Origin of the sequence: Sphingomonas sp. R86521, assembly GCF_042466235.1 — a bacterium.
GTDB lineage: Bacteria > Pseudomonadota > Alphaproteobacteria > Sphingomonadales > Sphingomonadaceae > Sphingomonas.
On sequence record NZ_JAXHBY010000001.1, the window covers coordinates 1,200,008 to 1,221,778 of the forward strand.

Here is a 21,771-nt window from a genome sequence, read left to right on the forward strand (position 1 = left end):
AACTACAGCGAACTTCGGGACCTAGGGTGCCTGATCGAGGGTCCGAATGGTTGCGGCCGCAAGGGCGCGGGCGCTGAGACGGACGACTACATCGCCTATACGGCGCGGTGGAAGTGGTAGCCGGACGGCGCGATCGATAAACGTATTGACTGCCGAGGCAATGATTGCCAAGGCAATGGTATGGCATTCTACTCGACCAACGATTTCACGCCCGATTGTTCGATCGGTTACCTCGTGCGGCGCAGTTACCAGATCGGCGTGGCCGCGCTGGAACCGATGTTCGCCGAGGAAGGCACCAGCGGGATCCAATGGTCGGCGCTGATGTCGCTCTGGTTCGAGCGTGGCACGACGTGCGCTGAACTTGCCCGGGATCTGAACCACGACAAGGGTGCGATGACGCGGTTGGTGGATACGCTCGAGCAGCGCGGTTGGCTGACCCGCGATCGCGATACCGATGATCGTCGCATCATAAAGCTCACGTTGACCGACGAGGGCCGGACCGTCGCGGATCGGTGTCGGGTCCGGGTCATTAGCTATTGGAATGCGGTCCTGAAGGATTGGGACAAGGCCGAGACCGCGACGATGATCGCTCTGTTGCGGAAACTGCACGTGACGATGGAGTCGGCGTCGGCCGAGGGCGTGCGGGCATGAAGACCGCCAGTCTCCTGATCGCCGTGCTGCTCGGCGGATGTGCGATTCCCGCGTCGAAGCCAATGGTCGCGCCGGTCTCCGACACCGCGCTCGGGCTGTCGCCTGATGCTGCCCCGACGATCGCTGCGGATTGGTGGCGCGGGTTTGGCGACCCGCAGCTCGACCGGCTTGTCGGCGATGCGGTCGCTGGTAGCCCGTCGCTCGATGCAGCGCTGGCGCGGATTGCGCAGGCGCAGGCGGTGGTGGCCTCGCGCAATGCCGACAACGGGCCCGACGTCACGCTGGATGCGCAGGAGCAGTACGCGCGGCTGTCGGGACGCTACACCATCCCGCCGCCCTATGGTGGCTCGACGCGGTTCGTCGGGTCGACCGTGGCGAACCTCAACTGGAACCTCGATCTGTTCGGGCGCCAGAAGGCCGCGATCGCCGGCGCGCGCGCGAGCGTGGCCGCGGCGTCGCTCGATCTGGCAGCGGCGCGCCTGTCGCTGTCGGGTTCGGTGGTGCAGACTTATATCGACCTCGAACGGGCCGAGGCGCAGGCCACGATCGCGACGCGAACGATCGCGACCCGCGAAAATTCGCTGCGGCTGGTGAACGTTCGCGTTCGCAATCAGCTGAACAGCAAGCTCGATGCGCAGGCAGCGACCACGCTGGTGGCGCAGGCGCGGCAGGCGTTGCTGCGGGCGCAGGCTGCGCAGGTGCTCGCGCGCAATGCATTGGCGGCGTTGGCGGGACGCGGGGCGGACTATGCCGCGACGATCGCGGCGACTCGGTTGCATCTCGACGCCGCGCTGCCGCTGCCGCAGGTCCTGCCTGCCGATCTGCTCGCACGCCGTGCCGACATCGGTGCGGCGCAGGCGCGGATCGCGGCGGCGGCGGCGGGGCGGCAAGTCGCGCGCAAGGCATTCTATCCCAACGTCAATCTGGCGGCGCTCGCCGGGTTCCAGGCGGTCGGGCTGGGCAATTTGCTGTCGCTCGATGCCGGCACGGTCGGTGCCGGACCGGCGGTGCATCTGCCGATCTTCGACAACGGCCGGTTGAAGGCCGATCTGGCCGGCGCGACCGCCGCGCTCGACCTTGCCACCGCGGACTATAACGACCGGGTGATCGGCGCGGTACGCGAGGCGGCGGATGCGATGTCGCGGGTCGCGGCGCTGAGCGCCGACCGCGCCCGACAGCGCGAGGTCGTGCGCGGCTTTTCCGAGACCGGGCGGCTGAACGCGGTTCGCGTCGCGAGTGGGCTCGATAGCCGGCTCGACCTGGTCGACAACGACGTACGCACGCTGGAAGCCGAACAGGCCGACGCCAATCTCGCTGCCAATGCAGCCCAGCAGCGCGTCGCGCTCGTGCTGGCGCTCGGTGGCGGCTTCACGCAGGATATCCGATGACCGATACGCAGACGCCTGCCCCGCCCACGGGCAATCCGACCCGCAAGCGTGCGCTGACCGTGCTGTCGGTCGTCGTCGTGATCGGCGCGATCGTCTGGGCGGTGTTCCACTTCCTGCTGGCGGCACCGGAGCAGGAAACCGACGACGCCTATATCGCCGGCGACGTGGTAGCGATCACCGCGCGCGATCCGGGGCAGGTGACCGATATCCATGCGGACAACACGCAGGTCGTGAAGGCCGGCCAGCCGCTGATCGATCTGGATGCCGCCACCGCCGATGTCGGGATCGCATCCGCCGAGGCCGAATTGGCGCGCGCGGTTCGGGCAACGCGGTCGGACTTTTCGAAGCTGGGCGAGACCAGCGCCGCGGTGGTGCAGGCACAGGCCGAACTCGCGCGCGCACAGAACGACCTGAAGCGCCGTCGTGGTGCGGCGGCCGAGGGTGCGGTGTCGGGCGAGGAGCTCGGTCATGCCGCGGACCAGGTCAAGGTGGCGAGCGCGACGCTGGCGCTGGTTCGCAGCCAGCAGGCACAGTCGCAGAATGGCGTCGCCGGCACCACGGTGTCGAACAATCCGGCGGTGATGGCGGCGATCGCGGCCTATCGACGCGCCGCGATCACGCGCAGCCATATGCATGTCGTCGCGCCAATCGACGGCGTTGTCGCACAGCGTACCGTGCAGCTGGGGCAGCAGGTTTCGGCGGGCATGCCGCTGATGGCGGTGGTGCCGCTCGACCGGGTGTGGGTCGACGCGAACTTCCGCGAGACGCAGCTGCGCGACCTGCGCATCGGCCAGCCGGCGACGGTGACCGCGGACATGTACGGCGACGACCTGGTTTATCACGGGCATGTCGTCGGCTTGGGTGCGGGCAGCGGCAATGCGTTCGCGCTGCTGCCGGCGCAGAATGCCAGCGGCAACTGGATCAAGATCACGCAACGCGTGCCGGTGCGCATCGCGCTCGATAAGGCCGAGTTGCAGCGCAACCCGTTGCGGGTCGGGCTGTCGGTGAACGCCACGGTCGATACCGCGAACCGGTCTGGGACGATGGTCGGACGTCCGGCGACCGCGGCATATCGTGGGCTGTCGACTGGTGCAGGCGATCCGGCGGTCGAGGCTAAGATCCGGCAGATCATTGCGGCGAACCGGTGATGGGGTCGCTTCCACCCCGGCGGAGGCCGGGGCCTAGTTGGGGGACGATCGTCAGCGCTCCGTTACCACAGCCTTCCCAATTGGGCCCCGGCCGTCGCCGGGGTGGTGGGTTTCATGACGAGGTGGTGGGCTGATGGCCGCCCCATCCGGCGCCGGTCCTGCGCCGCTGACCGGCGGGCCACTCGCGCTTACCGCGATCGCGCTTGCGCTCGGCACCTTCATGCAGGTGCTGGACACGACGATCGCGAACGTGTCGCTGCCGACGATCGCCGGTAATCTCGGCGTCTCCAGCGACAATTCGACGTGGATCGTCACTGCGTTTGCCGTCGCGAACGGCGTCGCGGTGCCGCTGACCGGGTGGCTGATGGGCCGGTTCGGCGTGGTGAAGACGTTCTGCGTATCCGTCATGCTTTTCACCTTCGCGTCGTTCCTGTGCGGGATCGCGTGGGACCTGCCGTCGCTGATCGGGTTCCGCATCCTGCAGGGCGCAGTGTCGGGCCCGATGATTCCGGGCAGCCAGGCGCTGCTGATTGCGATCTTCCCGCCGCACAAGCGCGGCACCGCGCTGGCGATCTGGTCTATGACAACGCTGGTGGCGCCGATCATGGGGCCGATCCTGGGCGGCTACATCTCCGATAATTACCACTGGAGCTGGATTTTCCTGATCAACGTGCCGTTCGGGCTGTTCACCGGGTTCATCTGCTGGAAAATGCTGGGCAAGCGCGACACGCCGACGCGGAAGCTGCCGATCGACGGGATGGGCTTGATCCTGCTGGTGATGTGGGTCGGTGCGCTGCAGATCGTGCTCGACCTGGGCAAGAACGACGACTGGTTCGCGTCTGATCGCATCGTCATCGCCGCGGTGGTCGCGCTGATCGGGTTCGCAACCTGGCTGATCTGGGAGCTGACCGACGCCAATCCGGCGGTGAACTTGACTCAGTTCAAGAACCGCAACTTCGCGATCGGGACACTGGCCTTCTGCCTTGGCTATGCTGTGTTCTTCGCGAACACGCTACTGCTGCCGCTCTGGCTGCAGACGCAGATGGGGTATACCGCGACCTGGGCCGGGCTGGTCGCGGCGCCGTCGGGAATCGTCGCTGTAATCCTGACGCCGTTCGTGGCGCGGATCGCGGGTAAGGTCGACGCGCGGATCCTGGCGACGGTGTCGTTCGCGGCGTTCGGCTACTCCTATTACCTGCGCTCGGGCTACACGACCACGGCCAGCTTCTACGACCTGATGCTGCCGATGATGGTGCAGGGGATCGCGATGGCGACCTTCTTCCTTTCGATGCTGACGATCTCGCTAGATCGTATTCCGCCCGAACGGCTGCCGTCGGCGACGGGCGTGTCGAACTTCGCGCGGATCACCGCTGGGAGCTTCTCCGCGTCGCTGATCACGACGATGTGGGACCGACGCGAGGCGCTGCATCAGACCCGGCTGTCCGAGGTGGTGGGGCAGGGGATGCCGTATCGGCTCGCGGCGGACGGGCTGGCGCGACTGGGGTTGACCGATACGCAGGCGGCCGGCGCGATTACGCGGCAGATGGTCGGGCAGGCGTATCTGCTGGCGTCGACCGACCTGTTCCGAATTTCGGCGTGGCTGTGCCTGTCGCTGGTGGTGATCGTCTGGTTCACGCGGAAGGCATCGCCACCTAAGGGTCCGATCGCGGCAGACTAGCGCGATCGGGCTCCCGGTTTAAAGGGCCGGTTCGTTACCGGCCGAGCAGCACCCGTGCCTGGCCGGCAATCTGCGCCAGCATCGCCGCGTTCGGCACCGCAGCATGGCGGGCGCGGTCGATTACCGCCTTGAACTGCGCGACGCGGGGCGCATTGGCGAGCAGCCAGGTCTCAACCGCGCCCTGCGGATCGGTCGCGCCGCAGCGGGCGAGGAATTCCAGGCGAAGCTGCTGGAAATCGCGCGCGAGGCCCGCGATCAGCAGCCGCTCCCACGGATCGGTCGGACTGATCCGCGCCGCGTTGGCCTGCGCCCAGTCCAGCCCCAGCGCCTGGCCGAGGTGCGTGAACGCACGGGTCAGGACCGCCTCGTCGAGCGACAGGCGCTGGCCCAGTTCGGCCAACCCGACTGCGCCGTCCAGTTCGAACAGCCTGACGACCTTTCGGGCCAGTGCCGCGGGCGCGCCGACGGTTTCAAGCTGTCCGGCAATCCGGTCGCTCTGCGCGCTGGCTTCCGCGAGCAGCAGCGCCTTGGTCTGGCCGTCGAGGTGCGCGATACCCTGGCTCAACCGCGACAGCACGTCTGCCGGGCTCGATCCGGGCGCGGAAACCCGCAGCAGGTCGGCGATCTGCGACCGCGTCGCCACCGCAACCTCGTCGAACAGCGCAATCCGGGCTGCCTCTGGCATCGCCGTCGTTTCGATTTCGGCCCACAGGGCGGGCAGGTCGAACAGCCGCTCGGCGACCACGAACATGCCCGCGATGTCGCCCATCGCGGCGCCTTCTTCTTCGGCAAGCTCGAACGGATAGAGCACGCCCAGGCGGTTGACGATGCGATTGGCGAGCTTAGTCGCGACGATCTGCCCGCGCAGCTGATGCGCATCGATCGCGGCCGCATAACGATCGCGCATCGCGGTCGGGAAGGCGGCGTGGAGGTCCGGCTTCAGTTCGTCGTCGGTGGCGATGTCGCTCTGCTCGATCGCATCCTGCAACGCGAGCTTGGCGGTCGCGAGCAGCACCGCGAGCTCGGGGCGGGTCAAGCCGAGCCCGTCCTGGCCGCGGCGCAGCAGGATGTCGTTCGGTGCCAGCCCCTCGACTGCGCGATCGAGCCGCCCGGTGTTCTCGAAGATCTCGATCACGCGGACATAGCTCGGCACGGCGACGGCGCCGTCGGCCTCGGCGATCGACAGCGCCAGCGTCTGCAGGCGGTTGTCCTCCAGCACGATGTGCGCGACGTCGTCGGTCATCGATGCGAGCAGCGTGTTGCGTGCCTCATAATCGAGGCGACCCTCGATCATCTCGCGGTTCAGCGCGATCTTGATATTGACCTCGTTGTCCGAACAATCGACGCCTGCCGAATTGTCGATGAAGTCGGTGTTGATCCGCCCGCCGCGTGCCGAGAACGCGATGCGTGCGGCCTGGGTCACGCCCAGATTGGCGCCTTCGCCGATCGCAGTGACGCGCAGATCCTCGGCGTTGACGCGCAGGCGGTCGTTGGCGGGGTCGCCGACCGCGACGTTCGCCTCGGACGCTGCCTTCACATAGGTGCCGATGCCACCGAACCACAGCAGGTCGACCGGCGCCTTGAGGATCGCGGTGATCAGCGCGCCTGGCTCGATCTCGCTGACGTTCAATCCCAGTGCCGCCTGGATCTGGGGCGAGAGCTTCACGACCTTGTCGGTACGCGCGAACACGCCGCCGCCTTCGGAAATCAGCGTCGAGTCGTAATCCGCCCAGCTCGAGCGGGGCAGTGCGAACATCCGGTCGCGTTCGGTCCAGCTTGCTGCGGGATCGGGGTCGGGATCGAGGAAGATGTGACGATGGTCGAACGCCGCAACGATCTTGAGCGTCTTTGACAACAGCATGCCGTTGCCGAACACGTCGCCCGACATGTCGCCGCAGCCGACCACGGTGATCGGCTGGGTCTGCACGTCGATACCGCGCTCGGCGAAGTGGCGTTGGACGCTGATCCAGGCGCCCTTGGCGGTGATGCCCATCGCCTTGTGATCGTACCCGACGCTGCCGCCGCTCGCGAACGCATCGCCGAGCCAGTAGCCGCGTTCCAGCGCGAGGGCGTTCGCGACGTCGCTGAAGGTCGCGGTGCCCTTGTCGGCGGCGACCACGAAATAGGGGTCGTCACCGTCGAGGATCGTCACGTTCTCGGGGTGCACCACCGCCCCTTCGACGATGTTGTCGGTGATCGACAGCAGCGAGCGGATGAAGATGCGATAGCTTTCGGTGCCTTCGGCCAGCCACGCGTCGCGGTTGGCGGGGGAGGGGAGCTGCTTCGGATAGAAGCCGCCCTTGGCGCCGGTCGGGACGATGACCGCATTCTTGACGCGCTGGGCCTTCATCAGGCCGAGAATCTCGACGCGGAAATCGTCGCGGCGATCGGACCAGCGCAGGCCGCCGCGCGCGACCGGGCCGGCGCGCAGGTGGATGCCCTCGACGCGGGGCGAATAGACCCAGACCTCGCGCCACGGCACCGGCGCCGGAAGACCGGGGATCAGGTGGCTGTCGAGCTTGAACGCCAGCGCTTCCGCCGCTGCGGGGGTGAAGGCGTTGGTGCGCAGCGTCGCGGCGACCAGGCTGCGATAGGCGCGCAGGATACGGTCGTCGTCGATCGCGGCGACCGCATCGAGCCCGGCCTCGATCGCATGATCGGCCTCGATCGCGTTGCCCGGATGCGCCGGGTCGTGGACCGCGGTGAACCGCGCGATCAGCGCCGCGGCGACGTTGGGCGCGCGGCGGAGCGCATCAACCACGGTGGTCAGGCCGTAAGGCAGACCGGCCTGGCGGAGATATCGGAACCAGGCGCGGAACAGCACGATCGCACGCGGTGCCATACCCAGTTCGACGATCAGGCGGTTGAACGCGTCGTTCTCGGCTGCGCCCTCGAGGACCGCGGCGATCGCGCCTTCAAGGGTTTCGGCATCGGTATCGAGCGCGGCGTCGTTCGCTTCCAGCACGAAATCATGGACGAACGCGTCGCCGTCGCCCTGCAACCGCGTCGGCAGTTCGCCGATCACACGGAACCCGAAATTCTCCAGCACCGGCACCGCGTCCGACAGCGCCAGTGCGCCGCCGAGCTTGTAGATCTTCAGCTGGCGATTTTCGCCCGGCGCGCTCGCGATCAGCCGTACGCCGCGGGATTCCGGGTCTTCGAGTGCGGCCAGCCGCTGGATATCGGCGGCGGCTTCGGCGGCGCTGCTGACGTTGCGGTAATTCTGCGGGAATGCTGCAGCCCAGCGTAGCGCGAGCCGCGCGGCCCGCGGTGCGGCCAGCGTCTCGGCGAGTGCGGCCTCGACATCGGGACCCCAGCCGCGGACCATGCGCTGCAACCGTGCGGCCAGCGGCGCGACCTCGGGCATGCGGCCATCGCCGCGCAGGTCGAGGGTGTAGCGGATCAGCGCGACGCCGCCGTCTTCCAGCCCGATCGACCAGTTCAGCACGGTCGCGTTCGCGGCCTCGGCGAGCATCTCGCCGATCGCAACGCGGCGGCTGGTCGTGACGTCGTCGCGCTGCAGCCAGGCGAACGCGAACAGATGCCGTTTCAGCGTCGACTGGACCAGCACCAGCGCAGGCCGCGGGCGATCCGCCAGGCTCATCGCGGTCAGCGCCAGCTCTTCGAGCGCGGCGGGTTCGAACGCGATGACCAGATCGTGCGGCAACTGGGTCAGCGCATGCGTCAGCGCCTTGCCGGCATGGCCGCGCGGGTCGAAACCGAACTTCTGCTCCAGCGCCTTCAGCGCGGTGCGCAGCACGGGCACGTCGCGCGGCCGTGCGGCGAGGGCGTCGCTGGTCCACAGCCCGGCATGGATCGACAGGCCAGTCACTGTCGCGCCCGCCATCACCGGCACGATCACGAGGTCGAGCGGCACGGCGCGGTGGACGGTGGAGATCAGGTTCGACTTCAGCAGCAACGGCGCGGTCCTGCCGCTTTCGAACCACTGGATCGCGAGTGCGCGCGATGCCTCCGCCAGGATCGGGGTGCGATGTTCCTGCCGGGCGATGCCGAGTGCGGCGCCACCGCTGCCGTCGCGGTGCCACAGCTGATGACCGAGCAGGGTCAGGCTGCCGTCGAGGAACCAACGCAACAGCGCGGCGCCTTCGTTGTCCGATACCCCGATGATGTCCGCCGCCATCCGCGCCTGCATCGCGCGCCAGTCGGTCACCGCGGCGCGGACGTCGGCGAGCACCGCGGTCAGATCCTCGACCAAGCCGCGACGGTCGCGCGCGTCGGCGCGTTCCATCTCGAGATAGATCATCGATTCGGGGGTGCCAGCCGGACCGGTCGATTCACCGATCGATTCGAGCGTGCCGTCTGTGCCGCGGGTGGTCGTGACGACGGGGTGGATGATGCGATCGACCGCGATGCACTGGGCACCGATCGCGGCGGCGACCGAATCGACCAGGAACGGCATGTCGTCGTTGACGATCGCGACGCGCATGCGGCGGCGCACGTCGTCGGCGGCGATCGGTTCGATCGCGATCGCCGGCGCGTCGCCATCGCGGTGCGCGGCGGTGGCGGCGACGAAGGCCGCGGCGTGCGCGATCTCTCCCGCGCCGAAGTCCTTGAGTTCGCCCGGAAGAGCGCGTTCGGTTAGCCGGGCCGCAAGGGCGTCGGTCAGCATCTGCATGTTGTTCGCCATGCCCGCGCCTATGCGCCCGTGGCGGGATGAGCTCAAGGCTTGTGGCGGTTGCGAAGGCGCCGTGTTGCGGTGCAGCGCGGTACTGGTTCGGTCGGTCCCGCGCCTCAGCTGATGGCGCGGACTGCGCGCTCGTTGAGCGCATGGTCGCCGGTGACGGAACCGACGATATCGATCCCGCCGCCGGGTGCGACGCGACCGACGAGCAGCACGGTTTCACCGACCGCCGCCTGCGTCTCGATGGCGAGATGCCCCAGCGTGGTTTGGCGTGGCGCGCGCTTTGCCGGGGAGGCGGCGCGTTTCGACGGGCCCCGCTCGGCGGCGACGATCGCCTTGATGCCGCCCGGGGTGCCGGCCAGCAACGATGCCAGCTCGCCGCTGCCGATGCCGGTCCGGCGCGCATGCTGCAGCACGGTCGCGAAGTCTGCCAGTCGGGCGGGGTCGTATTCTGCGCCGAACACCAGTTCGACTATCGGGGTGGTCGGCGCGGCGGGCTGGGCCGCAATGCAGGCGTCGGACAGCGTTTCGACATAGTCGGCCGTGTCGCGTTCTGCCGCGAGCGCGAAATCATGTGCGCGACCGAGCGCACGATAGAGCGCGGCGCGGCGGCGGGTATCGGCGGCGCGGACCTGTGCCGCGCTGTCGCGGGCGATCGTCAGCCGGTCGCCGAGCGAGTCCGTGGCGGCGGGGTCGGCCGCCTGCGGTTCGGGCACGATCTCGGTCAGCAGGAATTCGTCGGGGACGGAATCGAGGGCGACTACGGGCGGCGGGGGGACGGGATCGACGACGGTATCGAACCCGCCGCTTGGGCCGTCCGCCCAGATCGGCGTCGCAACGCCGGGTGTAGGGCCCGCGCGGACAGCGGCGTCGAGCTCGGCATCCAGCGTCGCCTGCAGGCCGTCGTCGACCAGTTCCTTCCAGTTGATCACGCCGAACAGGAAGTCGATGTCCGGACCGCTCGACGAGAACGGCATCAGGATGCCGCGATACAGTGTGGTGCGACCGCGGCTGCCGACGAATTCCGCCTCGAAACCGATCGGCGCGCGGTTGGCGATGATTTCCAGATAATGGTCGGTCAGGCGCGACAGCAGCGATCGGCTGGGCACGTCGGCGATCGACGCGATCGGACCGACCAGCGCGCATTCCTCGCGCAGCGCCTGGCCGAGATACGCGATCCCGGGATTTTCGACGCCGTCGCTGAAATCGAGCAGCACGCTGTGCGGACCGAAATCGGCGATACCCGCGGGATCCAGCGTCGCGATCGACGGGTAGGGGCGGCCCTTCAGCAGCGATACCCAGTGATTATAGGCGCGCACATGCATCCGCCGCTCGTCGCCGCCGAGCTCGAACATCGCGTCGTTGACGCCCGCATCGGTAGAATCGGGCTCCTGCTCGATCCGCTCGTCGTCCAGGCCGCGTGCCGTATCCATGGTTCATCCCCGTTTCGTCCGGCGCTTGTGCACCGCGCTTGGTAAACGAGGCGTAAAGTCGCCTGTTGGAAGCGATGGATGGCGATGGCGGAAAGTCGCTTGTCAGCGATTTGGCGACCTGTTAGTGGCGGCCACCTCGACAGGCAAACGCCTTGGTCGACGCCGCTTTAGCTCAGCTGGTAGAGCATCGCATTCGTAATGCGGGGGTCACAGGTTCGAGTCCTGTAAGCGGCACCAACCTACAAAAACCGTCGGTAGATCAATCGTTTAAGCCATGGTCCCGAGCGGATCGTCGCACAACGGTGTCGCACACCGCCCCGCGAACCTTCCTCAAGTTGTTCAGATGGTTCAGTTTCGTGTGCTCTGAACTGTCGCACACAGGTGTCGCACAGAAGACAAAGCGGAGTATGGCGTCGAGGTGCGGTTTATCAGTATTGTGTTCGCGTCCCCCAAGACCTGTGTTCGCTCGTTGGTCGATCCCATATCAACCGCTCTCTGGGAACGACCTGCATCGCCGTTGCTCGACGATTGGCCCGTGGATTCGCCTACTGCATTAAGGAGAAGTTCAATGCGGTAAAGAAAAAACTTGGGTCTGGCGGACAGCATCGATTGTCGCGCGATCAGTGATACTGTGCACTGTAGAGGGTAAGCATCAGGCACCATCCAAGCGATCGTCCATCAGCATGGCAGAACTATGCGAGCTTTATCTGAATGATCCTACGATGCAGCGGTCACCGAAGAGCGCCGTAGTTTATCGCACGACCCTCAAGACCATCAGCGAAATACTTGGCCAGATTCCCGGTATATTCTGTATCGCGAGACGCATGCCGGAATGTCCTCAAGGCGCTTCAAGTTTTACCCGGCAATGCGCGGAATCGATGGCCTACGCTGTCGCTTGTCGAGATCATGGATGAAGCAAGGCGAACGAAAGAAGCCGCCATGAGTCCGGCAAACGCGAACGAATACATGAATAAGCTGCCCAGTCTGCTGAACTGGGCAGTGAAGGAAGAGCTTATTGATAAGAACCCCGCTAGAGGGCTCAGGATCGCAGAGCCGTTGAATGCCCGAGAGAAAAGGCAACCTTTCTTTATCGTTCAACTACGTCGCATATTCGATGCCCCGTTGTATCGAGGATGCCGGGACGATGAGAACGGATATGCTGTTCGAGGTTCGAAACGCCCCCCGGCGAGCACGATTTTGGATACCGTACAAGAGGTTTGCGGGTCGTGGAACCCCTATCGGCTCGTGAGAAATGGCTTCTCTTCGCCAATTGGCAGCTTTAGCGTCACATCTGACGCACCCCTTTATCGGGGTTGTCGCGATGACGAAAACGGCTACGCGATTGTCGGATGAAATCAATCGCGACGCTTCCATTTCTGGATTCCGCTCGTGGCTCTGTGGTCGGGGCTACGGCAAGGCGCGATTTGCCAGATGCTTGCCGACGATGTCCGAGATCGACGGAGTTCTATGCTTTGTGGTGTCAACGGGTGGAGACAATGGCAAGCGCCTCAAGACGGAGGCGAGCCATTGGGTGGTGCCGATCCATCCGGAACTACGAAAGATCGGATTTGCGAGTTACGTCACTGAGCGCCGCAAGGAGCATGATGTCCGCCTCTTCGCCGACCTCACCAACGACTCTCTGGGTCTCTACTCCGGCAAGTTTTCAAAGTGGTTTTCTCGATTCCTGATTTCCTGCGATGCAGCCCGCGAACGCACATGTTTTCACGGCCTCAGGCACTCGTTTCGTGATGCTCTGCGCGAGGCGAGGATCGAACGCGACCTCGCGCTCACGCTTGGCGGCTGGAGAACTACATCAGGGAACGGCGCGGGAGCGGTCGCAGATTCCTATGGCCGAGGATATCCGCGTCGATGCGGCATGAGTCTCGTGCAAGTTGCAGCGGCAGGCTAAGGTCGGCGACGTCGAGCTGTGCAATGTTTTGACGGTGTTGGGCTAGGCGCTCCGCGGACATCGTATCCTTCGGGGGTGTCAGGCCCTTTTCGACCATCTCAAGCAAGCGGCGCATCCTCGTTCCCGCCGCGACCTTCTCCCGTCGGACGCAATCCAAATCCTTTAGCCGCTGTGTATCCGCAACATCCGACTTCTCAAGCACTGCCTGCAGCAGTTACGTCAGCCGCTGCCGCTGCAGAATACGTTCGGTCAGAACGGAGAGGGCGATGGCGTCGAGCTCGTCCTGCCGCATCGCGCGGGTTCCGCAGCGCCCGGCAGCAGACGCCGTGCATAGCGCGACAGGGCGTAGACATAGATGATGTCCACGGCCGTTCCTGGCTGATAGCCTTAGTCAACATGGCGTCGAACTGGCGGGTGCAGCTTGCGGCCGGCGACGTTCGGTTCTTCGAACATCGCGATGATCTGAATCTCGTCGCGCTCGGCGCGGCTTTGGATCGCCGCGATCTGAGCGGCGATATTGGCAATGTTTCCGCCCTCGGCATCGTTGCTGACGCGGAAATATTCGTAGGCGCGTTACGGCCGATTTATGGTCTTTCATTCTGCTAGTAGCGTTCGCGTCGTCTGCTGCCCTCCAATCTTCCTCTTTATTGTCGAACAGTGCGGTCAGTGCTCCGCTGAGAACGCTGGTGATCAGTTCGGCCTCGCCGGGTAGGACCGGGATCTTCCTTGGGAGATCGACTACCACATCGCGCGAACGGACACCGTGATCCGGTCGATCGATTACGTTCGTTGAGGAGGAAGGCGGTAGCAGCCGTTGGTTGCCATCTGTTTAGCTTCCTGGGGGCCGCCAACCCCGAAACGAATCAAATCGTCGGCTTCGATCTGCTCAGCCAGATCACAGGTCGAACCGGTCAGATCGGCGACGTGAGCGCAGCTACTTGCTTATTATTAGACTCGTGTTCGTGAACTGTCTCAGTGAAGTCCCCGGTTTCCGATGAAGGCTGACTAACATATTAATCATATGAAAAGGATTTATTGCGCCGCAGCCTATTGGGCGAAGGTGGCATTGGAAGTCGCCGCACCGTTACCGCCAAAGACCATCACTTCGTTGGCGAGATCGGATAGCGACTGAGCGCGGGCGGGGGCAGTGCGGTCATTAGACCAAACAATACGATCCGTTTCGCTATCATCCCATGTCGCCGCGAATGCTCGAGCTTCAGCTTCCGAACGCGATCATGGCGGACGTGAAACGAAAGAACAATGTTGATGAAGTGCCGCGGGCGGCGAGTTCGTTAAGCATGGTACCAGAACCAAAACTGCCGTTTCCTGCGTCGTCATTGAGCCGCAGGAAGAATATTATCGTGCGTAGTGCTGCGTCGGGTTCCCGCTATTTTTTACTGTATATCATATGCGTCACCGGCATCTGGACAATGTCCCTCGCCTGTCGATAAAGGTAAGTCGAAGCAGGGGGATGCGGAATGGTTGGAATGTTTTCGTCGGGGCGGCGAGTGCGTGCGCTTGCGTTGCAGACGAGCGGAATGGCGTTGACGCTCGTGCTGACCGGGCCGGCCTTCGCGCAGTGCGCACCCGAGCCGACCCAGGCGAACGGCACCACGACCTGCACCGGCACCGATCCGAATGGCGTGACGGTAACCACGTCCGGCACGACCGTCAGCGTACCCATCGGCGCGACGGTGCTGGGTGGCGGACGACCCGGCATCGCGGTGCAGGCGCCAGCCACCGGTTTTGGATCAGGGGTCACCGTGACGGTCGCGGGCCGCGTCGATGGCGGCGCGCAAGCGGGCGTGAGCGTGCAGGCGCAGCCATCGCAGGGCTTCAGTACCGCGAACATCGCGCTAACGGTCGCGCAGGGTGGCACCGTGACGGGCAATACTGCGCTGACGGTCGGGCAGGCGGCGGCAGGTTCATCCTATGTCTATGCGACGGTCGACAATGCCGGGACCCTGACGGGGACGAGCGGCATTGCGCTGCAATCGACGACGCCCACCTTCGCAGGGTTTTCGACGATAACGAACCGCGCCACCGGCACGATCGGCGCGATCAGCGGACCGGTTGGAACGCTGACGAATGCGGGCACGATCGACGGCGGCGTACGCGGCGCCGTCGATATGGGCACGGGCGGCCTATTCAACGGCAGTGTCACCAATTCGGGCACTATCGCCTCGACGAGCACGGTCGCGACGGTCGCCAATCTAGGTTCGTTTCGCGCCGTCATGAACAGCGGCACCATCGCCAACCGGGGCACGGGGGCCGCGCTGACGGGCGAGAACCTGTCGATCACCAATGCCAGCGGCGGGCGGATCACGAGCGCCGGCGCCACCGCCATCCAGTCCAATACCTATCTGACGCTGACCAATGCCGGTACGATCACCGGGAACGTTATTACCGCGTCGCAGCCGAGCTACGTGACCGGTAGCACGATCGATTCGAGTTCGGGAACGATTGCAGGTTCGGTGACCTTCGGCGTGGGCGACGATACGCTGATTGCCGGCTGGAACGGCACCGGTCTGGTGACCGGCATCACCGGTGCGATCAACGGCGCGGCTGGCACCGATACGTTGCGCGTTAAATTCACCGCGGATGCAACGATCGCCAGAACGATCGTCTTGCCGACCAACTTCGAACGCGTGTCGCTTGCGCCGGATACCAAGGTGACGACGACGTTGGCGGACGGGTTCAATGCGCCGGGGCCTATCTTGATCGGGGGTAGCGGCACGGTCATCAACCGGACGACTATCGTCGGCGCGACCCAGGCGGTTGCCGTCGATTCCGCCTCGCTGAGCTCTCCGACTTTCGTCAATGCCGGTACGATCGTCACCACGGCCGGCAGGTCGGGCGTCTTCGCGCTGGGGCTCGGCTTCTCCATCAACCGGTTCGAGAACAGCGGGACGATCACGGCGACCGGCGACGGCGTCGACTTCGGTTCGCAGGGCAGGTTCCTCAACAGCGGTACCATTACCGCGGCGGGCACCGGCGTTTCATTGTTCGGGCCCTATTTCACAAATTCGGGCACGATCCGCTCGACCGGCGGGATCGGCGTCATCCTGTCGGGGTCATACGGATCGGACTGGACCAACAGCGGCCGTATCGAAGGCGCCACAGCCGGCGCGCGCGTCAGCAGCACGCTGATCAACACCGGGACGATCGCATCGGCCGCGACCGGCGTGCAGCTCGATTACTACGGCGTGCTGGTTAACCGTGCGGGCGGCATCGTCACTGGCGGAACCGCGGGGATCGCAGGCACGTCCAATTCGATGTTCGGTGCTGCAATCGTCAATGCCGGCACGATCAACGGCAATGTCCGCCTCGTCGGCGCGTCGATCAGCAACTATAATCCCAACCGCTATTTCGCGGTCGCGGGCGGCGTGCTCAACGGTAGCCTGACTCTCGGCACGGGCGATACGCTGATCACCGAACTCGTCAATCGCGGATCGGGGGCGTTCGCGGGCATCACCGGCAGCGTGACGGGATCGGGCACGCAGCTGCGCTACCGCGTGCGCAGCGATGCGGCGGGCACGCTCGGCCTGCCGACCGGCTTCGTCGGCGTCGGCTACGACTTGTACGACGATGCGACTCTGACGCTCACCGGCACCGCCAGCCAGTCGTCGCCGACTTTCTTTACCCCGCCGTTGATGCTGGCGGGGCGCGGCACCGTCGACCTGAACGGCACGATCGCCGCGACCAGCCAGCCGGCGATCCTCGTCACCTCGCTGCTCATCGCTCCCGGCGAGACCTCGCCGACGAGCAGCGGCCTCGCCATCACCAGCCGCGGCGCGCTGACGCTCGATCATCCGAACGATACGAACGGGGCCTCCTCCGCCGTCGTGCTGAGCGGGAACGACAGCTTCACCAACACCGGCACGATCACGGTGCGGGATCGGGCAACGACGATCTCCAACCCGATCTACGCGATCTCGGGCGGCAAAGCCGTCGTCAACAGTGGCACGATCACGCTCACCAATGCGGGTGGCGTGACCAACGCGCCGGCGTTCACCAATTCCGGCGCGATCATCCAGACCGCGGGAATCTCCGGCACGGCGGCGGTCAATGGCATCGCGGCACTGACCAACAGCGGCACGATCGACTCCACCGGCGCGGCGGTGTTGCTGAGCTACGGCAACAGCATCGTCAATTCGGGACGGATCGCCAGTTCCGGCGGTCCCGCGATCGCGACCGTGCTCTACAGCACCACCTATAATGCGGCGATCACCAACCAGGCGGGCGGTACGATCCGCGGCGCGGCGGGTCAGGCGGCGATCCAGATCGCGGGCGGCACGCTGAGCAATGCGGGGACGATCGCCGGGTCGGTCGATCTGGGCTATGCGACCAACGGCCGGTCGTTCCTGTCGGCCACCTACATCGCCGACGGCGGCACGCTCGCGGGCGATCTGCGCTTCGGGTCGGGCGACGACGTGTTCATCGCGACGGACGGCGTGACCGGGGTCAGCGGCACGATCGACGGAGGGCAGGGGATCGATACCTTCGTCCATGCCCGCACGACCAGCGGTACCGTGACACTAGGCGCGCCGACGGCGACGAGCTTCGAGCGCGAAGGTGCGCGCGCGCAGGGTGCCGGAACGACCGTGACGATCGCCGCGGCGGCACCGTTCGCGACGGATGTCGTCGTTTCGGGCGACGGCGCGATCGTCAACACCGCGACGATCCGCGGCCAGGTCTACGTCCGTACGCCCGACTTCGGCCAAACCGCCGCCACCGCGCGGCTCGCGTCCTTCACCAACGCCGGCGGTGTCGACATGGGCTTCGCCGGCGCGGTCGGCAGCATCGTCAACACGGGAACGATCGGCACGAACACACTGGCGGTCAACGCGGTCGCGAGTAGCCAGAACGACACGCTGGCCTTCTCCAACAGCGGCACGATCCTCAACAACGGACGCGCGAATCCCGTCTCTCTGGGCGCCTCCAGCATCACCTTCGGCAATAGCGGTGCGATCACGAGCGGCGGAAACGGCATCGCCGCGTCGCTGTTCAGCTACGCTGGCGGGGCGATTGCGGCGACGAACAGCGGCACGATTACGGGCGGGTTCGATGCATCCTCCTACGGCTATGCCGGCTCGGACACCGCCGCGCCGGCCACGGCATCCGTGTCGCTGGTCAATAGCGGCACGATCACGCGTGCGCGCGGCACGGCCGTCGACCTCTACGCCGGAACGTACGGCACTGCGGGCAGCGTATCGCTTACCAATACCGGCACGATCGAGGCGACCGGCAGCAGCGGCACCGGTGCGCTGGTCAACGCGGCTGGCGACGGCGTTTTCCAACAGACCATCAACGTGGTCAATTCGGGCACGATTCGTGCGAACGGTAGTGCCAGCGTCGCCCTCATTCTCAACAGCAATTCTCCGGCCACGGCGCCGGTCGTCAAGGCGGTGGTGGTCAACGCCGCTACGGGCGTGATCGAGGCCACCGGCCCGACTGCCACCGCGCTCCTGTCCTACGATGCTGGGATCGATCTCACGAATGCGGGGACGATCAAAGGCAGTGCAGGCACGGTACTCGCAGCCGACAATCCCTTCGCGCTTTATCTCGGCACGTCATACGTCGCCGGCGCGATCCAGACGGGCGGCAGCGCCGACGACCGGATCGTCAACACGGGCACCATCATCGGCTCGGTCGCGCTCGGCGAAGGTAGCGACACGATCGAGAATCGCGGTCGCATCGAGGGCAACGTATTCCTCGGCGCGGGCGACGACACGCTCCTGCAACTCGCCAGCGCGACGCTGGTCGGTACGGTCGATGGTGGCGTGGGCCTCGACAGCCTGGTGGTCGACGCGACCGGCGGCGGCGCGGTCAATGGCGACCAGTTCGTCAACTTCGAACGCTTCAGCCAAGTCGGCCAAGGCAACGTCGCCTATTCGGGCAATTTCCGCTTCGACACGATCGGTGTTGGCGGCAGCAATATCACCGTCGCGGCGGGCCAGACGCTGACCAGCACAGGTCCCGTCACGCTGACGGGAACCGGCGCGGCCGAGACCGTGATCAACAACGGCTCCATCGCGGGCTCGGTCGCGCTGCTCGGCGGCAATGATCGTTTCGTCAACAATGGCAGTGTCGGCGGCGCGGTGTCGCTGGGCGACGGCGACGACGAGTTCGTCGAGGGGGCCGGCAGCCGCGTCGCAGGCGGCGTCGACGGCGGCGCGGGCAGCGACCTCTATACGGTCGTCCTCGCTGGCGACCGTACCGGTCTCGGCGCGCGAACCGGGTTCGAGCGCCTGGGCGTAATGGGAACGGGCGCGTTGTCGCTCACGCTCGATCAGAGCTTCGACACGGTTGTGCTGACCGGCACCGGGCTGAACGTAACACTCGCTGGTCGCAGCATCGGCGCGGTCACCGGATCGGCAGCCGCCGATACGCTGGCGGTCGACGGCGACATCGCCAGCGTATCGCTCGGCGCTGGCGACGACACGCTCGCGCTCGGGACTACGCGCGCGGCGGGCCGCTACGACGGTGGCGCGGGCACCGACACGCTGCGCGTCACCGCGGCGACTCCGGTCACTTTGGCGGGCACCGCGACCGGCTTTGAGCAGCTCGTGCTTGCGGGCAACGCGCTCATAGTGACGGGGACGCTCGGCTCGACCGGTGCGGCGCTCGCTTTCGGCGCCGGCGACCAGCAGCTCAAGCTCGCCAACGGCGGCACGCTGGCCGGCACGATCGATCTCGGTGCGGGGAATGACAGCTTCCGCCTCGCCGCAACTGGCACGCTGATCGGCACCGTAGCAGGCGGCGCCGGCACCGACGTCGCGACCATCGAGCTGGCGGGCAACCGTACGATCGGCGGCGAGCTGACCGGGTTCGAGACACTCGCTACCGAAGGTACCGGGATCCTGTCGCTGACCGGGACGAGCGCCTATGACCGCGTCACCGCCGCTACCGACCTGACCGTCGTGGTCGGCGCGGCGCTCACGGCACCACAGGTCCAGTTCGGTGCCGCCAACAACCGCTTCACGATCGCCGGTGGCTTCGTTGGATCGGTCGATGGCGGTGCCGGCACAGACACGATCGCGGTGTCGGGCGGCAGCGAGGCGGCACCGGTCGCCTTCGGCTCGGTCGCGAACGTCGAGAATTTCGCCATGTCCGGCGGCTTCGCGACAGTATCGGGCACGGCCGCTTTCGGCAGCGTCGACCTGTCCGGTGGTCGGATCGTCGGGCTCGCCGGCTCGACGATCGGCGGGTCGTTCCTGGTCCGCCAAGGCGCGACCTTCGGCTCGGCGGGGACCATCAACGGCAACCTCACGATCGCCGGTACGCTAAGCCCCGGCGCGTCGCCGGGCACGATGACGGTCAACGGCAATGTCGCGATCCAGTCGGGATCGGTGTCGCTGTTCGAGATCACGCCGACGGTGTCGGACAAGCTCGTAGTAAACGGCGCGGTCTCGATCGCGTCGGGAGCAACGCTGCAGCTCGTCCCCAGCGGCAGTTTGCGCCCCGGCACCTCCTACGACCTGATCGTCGCCACGGGCGGGATCACCGGTGGCTATACGACAATCGTCAAGCCCGACACGCTGTTCGGCTTCGTCGTCCAGCGTGCCGACCGCATCCAGCTGCTCGGCCAGTTCCTGAACGACGCCGCTTTCTCGCCGCAGGTCACCGGCAGCATCGCCTATGCCAATGCGACGCTGTCGACCGCACCGGCGACGAGCCCGTTGTTCGCCGCGCTCCCCGCGCTGCTGACGACGGGGGGCGCCTCGAACCCTACCGCGTTCGCGCAGCTCACGCCCGAAGCCTATGCCTCGGCGAGCCAGATCGGCGTCGACAACGCGCTGGCCCTGGCCGGAACAGCGCGCGGCGCCGGTTTCGGTACGGACGGCGAGGACGCCCACGCCTTCACTTTCGCGCAGACGCTGGGTGGCTGGCATCGGCTCGATGCCGACCCCGCGGCGGGGACGTCGACGGCACGGAGCCGCAGCTACGGCTTCGTCGGCGGCGTCGGCATCGGCAGCGCAGCCTGGAGCATCGGCGGGTTTGCCGGGTATCTGAACGATCGCCAGCAGATCGATACGCTCGACGCACGGACCAAGCTCGACGGCGTCGTCGCGGGTGTCCACGGTCGCTATCAGGCGCCGGCCGGGTTTGGGCTGACCGCGTCGATCCTCTACGACGGCGGCACGGCACGGACGAACCGCGCCTTACCGGGAACGGCTGCCGCCAGTGGGCGCTACGACCTGCACAGCTGGGTCGGCGACGTGGCGATCGGCTACGATATGGCAGTTGCTTCGGACTGGACGCTGCGTCCACGTGCGGGGATCACCTATGTGCGCACAACCCGCGACGGCGTGACCGAAACGGGCGGCAGTCCCTTCGCGCTCACCGTCGGACGTGATCGACACGTCGCGGGCTTCGCCGATGGCGGCCTGTCGTTCTCGCGTGCAGAGACGTCGGCTGAACCCTTCCGTCCGTTCGTATCGCTCGGCGTACGCTATCAGCTCGAGGGGACCCGTACCGACGCGGTCGCGGGCTATGCCGGTGGCGGGCTCGGACTCGGGACCTTGGGCGCCGCGCGGTCGCGGATGGTCGGCACGGCGGCAGCGGGTGTCGGCTATCGCCTGCCGAGCGGCCTGGACCTGTTCGCTTCCGCAGGCTCGCAGACGGGCAGGGACGATCATCAGGAAACGGTCACTGCGGGGGTGCGGCTGCGGTTCTAAGAGGCGCTGGGTGTAACGCCCTGTTTGGTCATGGGGGCAAAGCCGTGTTTCGCTTGGCAGGCGCCGATTGCCTCTGTCGCTCGGTATATCCGGGCCGAAATCGCGGTATGAAGCACCTTCTTCATTAGGATTGCAGGATGTCGGTCGTGTCGCTGTGGATGATCAACTGCGGTTCGCAGCGGCGGAGAAATCGGCATTGGCTTTGGTGTGTTCTCTCCGCTCCAGCTTGCCGGACCGCTTC

Annotated in this window: 10 protein-coding genes and 1 tRNA gene; 8 read left to right on the plus strand and 3 right to left on the minus strand. The window is 66.1% G+C overall.

Features of this window, described 5'->3' with window-relative positions; translation table 11 throughout:
• Positions 1 to 180 precede the first annotated feature (180 nt).
• The 4 genes from SJY20_RS05580 (at position 181) to SJY20_RS05595 (ending at position 4,865) form a co-directional block, all read left to right on the plus strand.
• Positions 181 to 651: a MarR family winged helix-turn-helix transcriptional regulator gene (locus SJY20_RS05580; RefSeq protein WP_380785611.1), complete on the plus strand. Its 471-nt coding sequence runs from the start codon at positions 181 to 183 to the stop codon at positions 649 to 651.
• Positions 648 to 2,039, plus strand: a complete 1,392-nt coding sequence (locus tag SJY20_RS05585) for an efflux transporter outer membrane subunit (protein WP_380785612.1) — start codon at positions 648 to 650, stop codon at positions 2,037 to 2,039. The genes SJY20_RS05580 and SJY20_RS05585 overlap by 4 nt, the downstream gene beginning before the upstream one ends.
• Positions 2,036 to 3,187 (plus strand): efflux RND transporter periplasmic adaptor subunit, encoded by a 1,152-nt coding sequence (locus tag SJY20_RS05590; RefSeq protein ID WP_380785613.1) that lies wholly within the window; start codon positions 2,036 to 2,038, stop codon positions 3,185 to 3,187. The genes SJY20_RS05585 and SJY20_RS05590 overlap by 4 nt, the downstream gene beginning before the upstream one ends.
• Positions 3,188 to 3,320: 133 nt before the next feature.
• Complete coding sequence (locus tag SJY20_RS05595) at positions 3,321 to 4,865, plus strand: DHA2 family efflux MFS transporter permease subunit (protein WP_380785614.1); 1,545 nt, start codon at positions 3,321 to 3,323, stop codon at positions 4,863 to 4,865.
• Between the two features lie 34 nt (positions 4,866 to 4,899).
• Here the strand turns inward: SJY20_RS05595 and SJY20_RS05600 are convergent, their stop codons facing one another.
• Positions 4,900 to 9,513, minus strand: coding sequence for an NAD-glutamate dehydrogenase (locus SJY20_RS05600; RefSeq protein ID WP_380785615.1), 4,614 nt, complete (start codon positions 9,511 to 9,513; stop codon positions 4,900 to 4,902).
• 104 nt (positions 9,514 to 9,617) lie between these two features.
• A complete protein-coding gene (locus SJY20_RS05605) occupies positions 9,618 to 10,940 on the minus strand; it encodes a hypothetical protein (RefSeq protein ID WP_380785616.1) in 1,323 nt (440 codons plus the stop codon).
• 161 nt (positions 10,941 to 11,101) lie between these two features.
• Between SJY20_RS05605 and SJY20_RS05610 the strand changes: the two genes are divergently transcribed.
• From SJY20_RS05610 to SJY20_RS05620, 3 genes are all read left to right on the plus strand, one after another.
• Positions 11,102 to 11,177, plus strand: a tRNA-Thr gene (locus SJY20_RS05610).
• Positions 11,178 to 11,321: 144 nt separating this feature from the next.
• Positions 11,322 to 11,567, plus strand: a complete 246-nt coding sequence (locus SJY20_RS05615; RefSeq protein WP_380785617.1) for a DUF6538 domain-containing protein — start codon at positions 11,322 to 11,324, stop codon at positions 11,565 to 11,567.
• A gap of 625 nt (positions 11,568 to 12,192) precedes the next feature.
• Positions 12,193 to 12,849 (plus strand): hypothetical protein, encoded by a 657-nt coding sequence (locus SJY20_RS05620; RefSeq protein ID WP_380785618.1) that lies wholly within the window; start codon positions 12,193 to 12,195, stop codon positions 12,847 to 12,849.
• Positions 12,850 to 13,236: 387 nt separating this feature from the next.
• On the opposite strand, the gene SJY20_RS05625 is transcribed toward SJY20_RS05620, so the two are convergent.
• Positions 13,237 to 13,374 (minus strand): hypothetical protein, encoded by a 138-nt coding sequence (locus SJY20_RS05625; protein ID WP_380788582.1) that lies wholly within the window; start codon positions 13,372 to 13,374, stop codon positions 13,237 to 13,239.
• A gap of 1,013 nt (positions 13,375 to 14,387) precedes the next feature.
• Here SJY20_RS05625 and SJY20_RS05630 point away from each other — a divergent pair.
• A complete protein-coding gene (locus SJY20_RS05630) occupies positions 14,388 to 21,530 on the plus strand; it encodes an autotransporter outer membrane beta-barrel domain-containing protein (RefSeq protein WP_380785619.1) in 7,143 nt (2,380 codons plus the stop codon).
• Positions 21,531 to 21,771 lie beyond the last annotated feature (241 nt).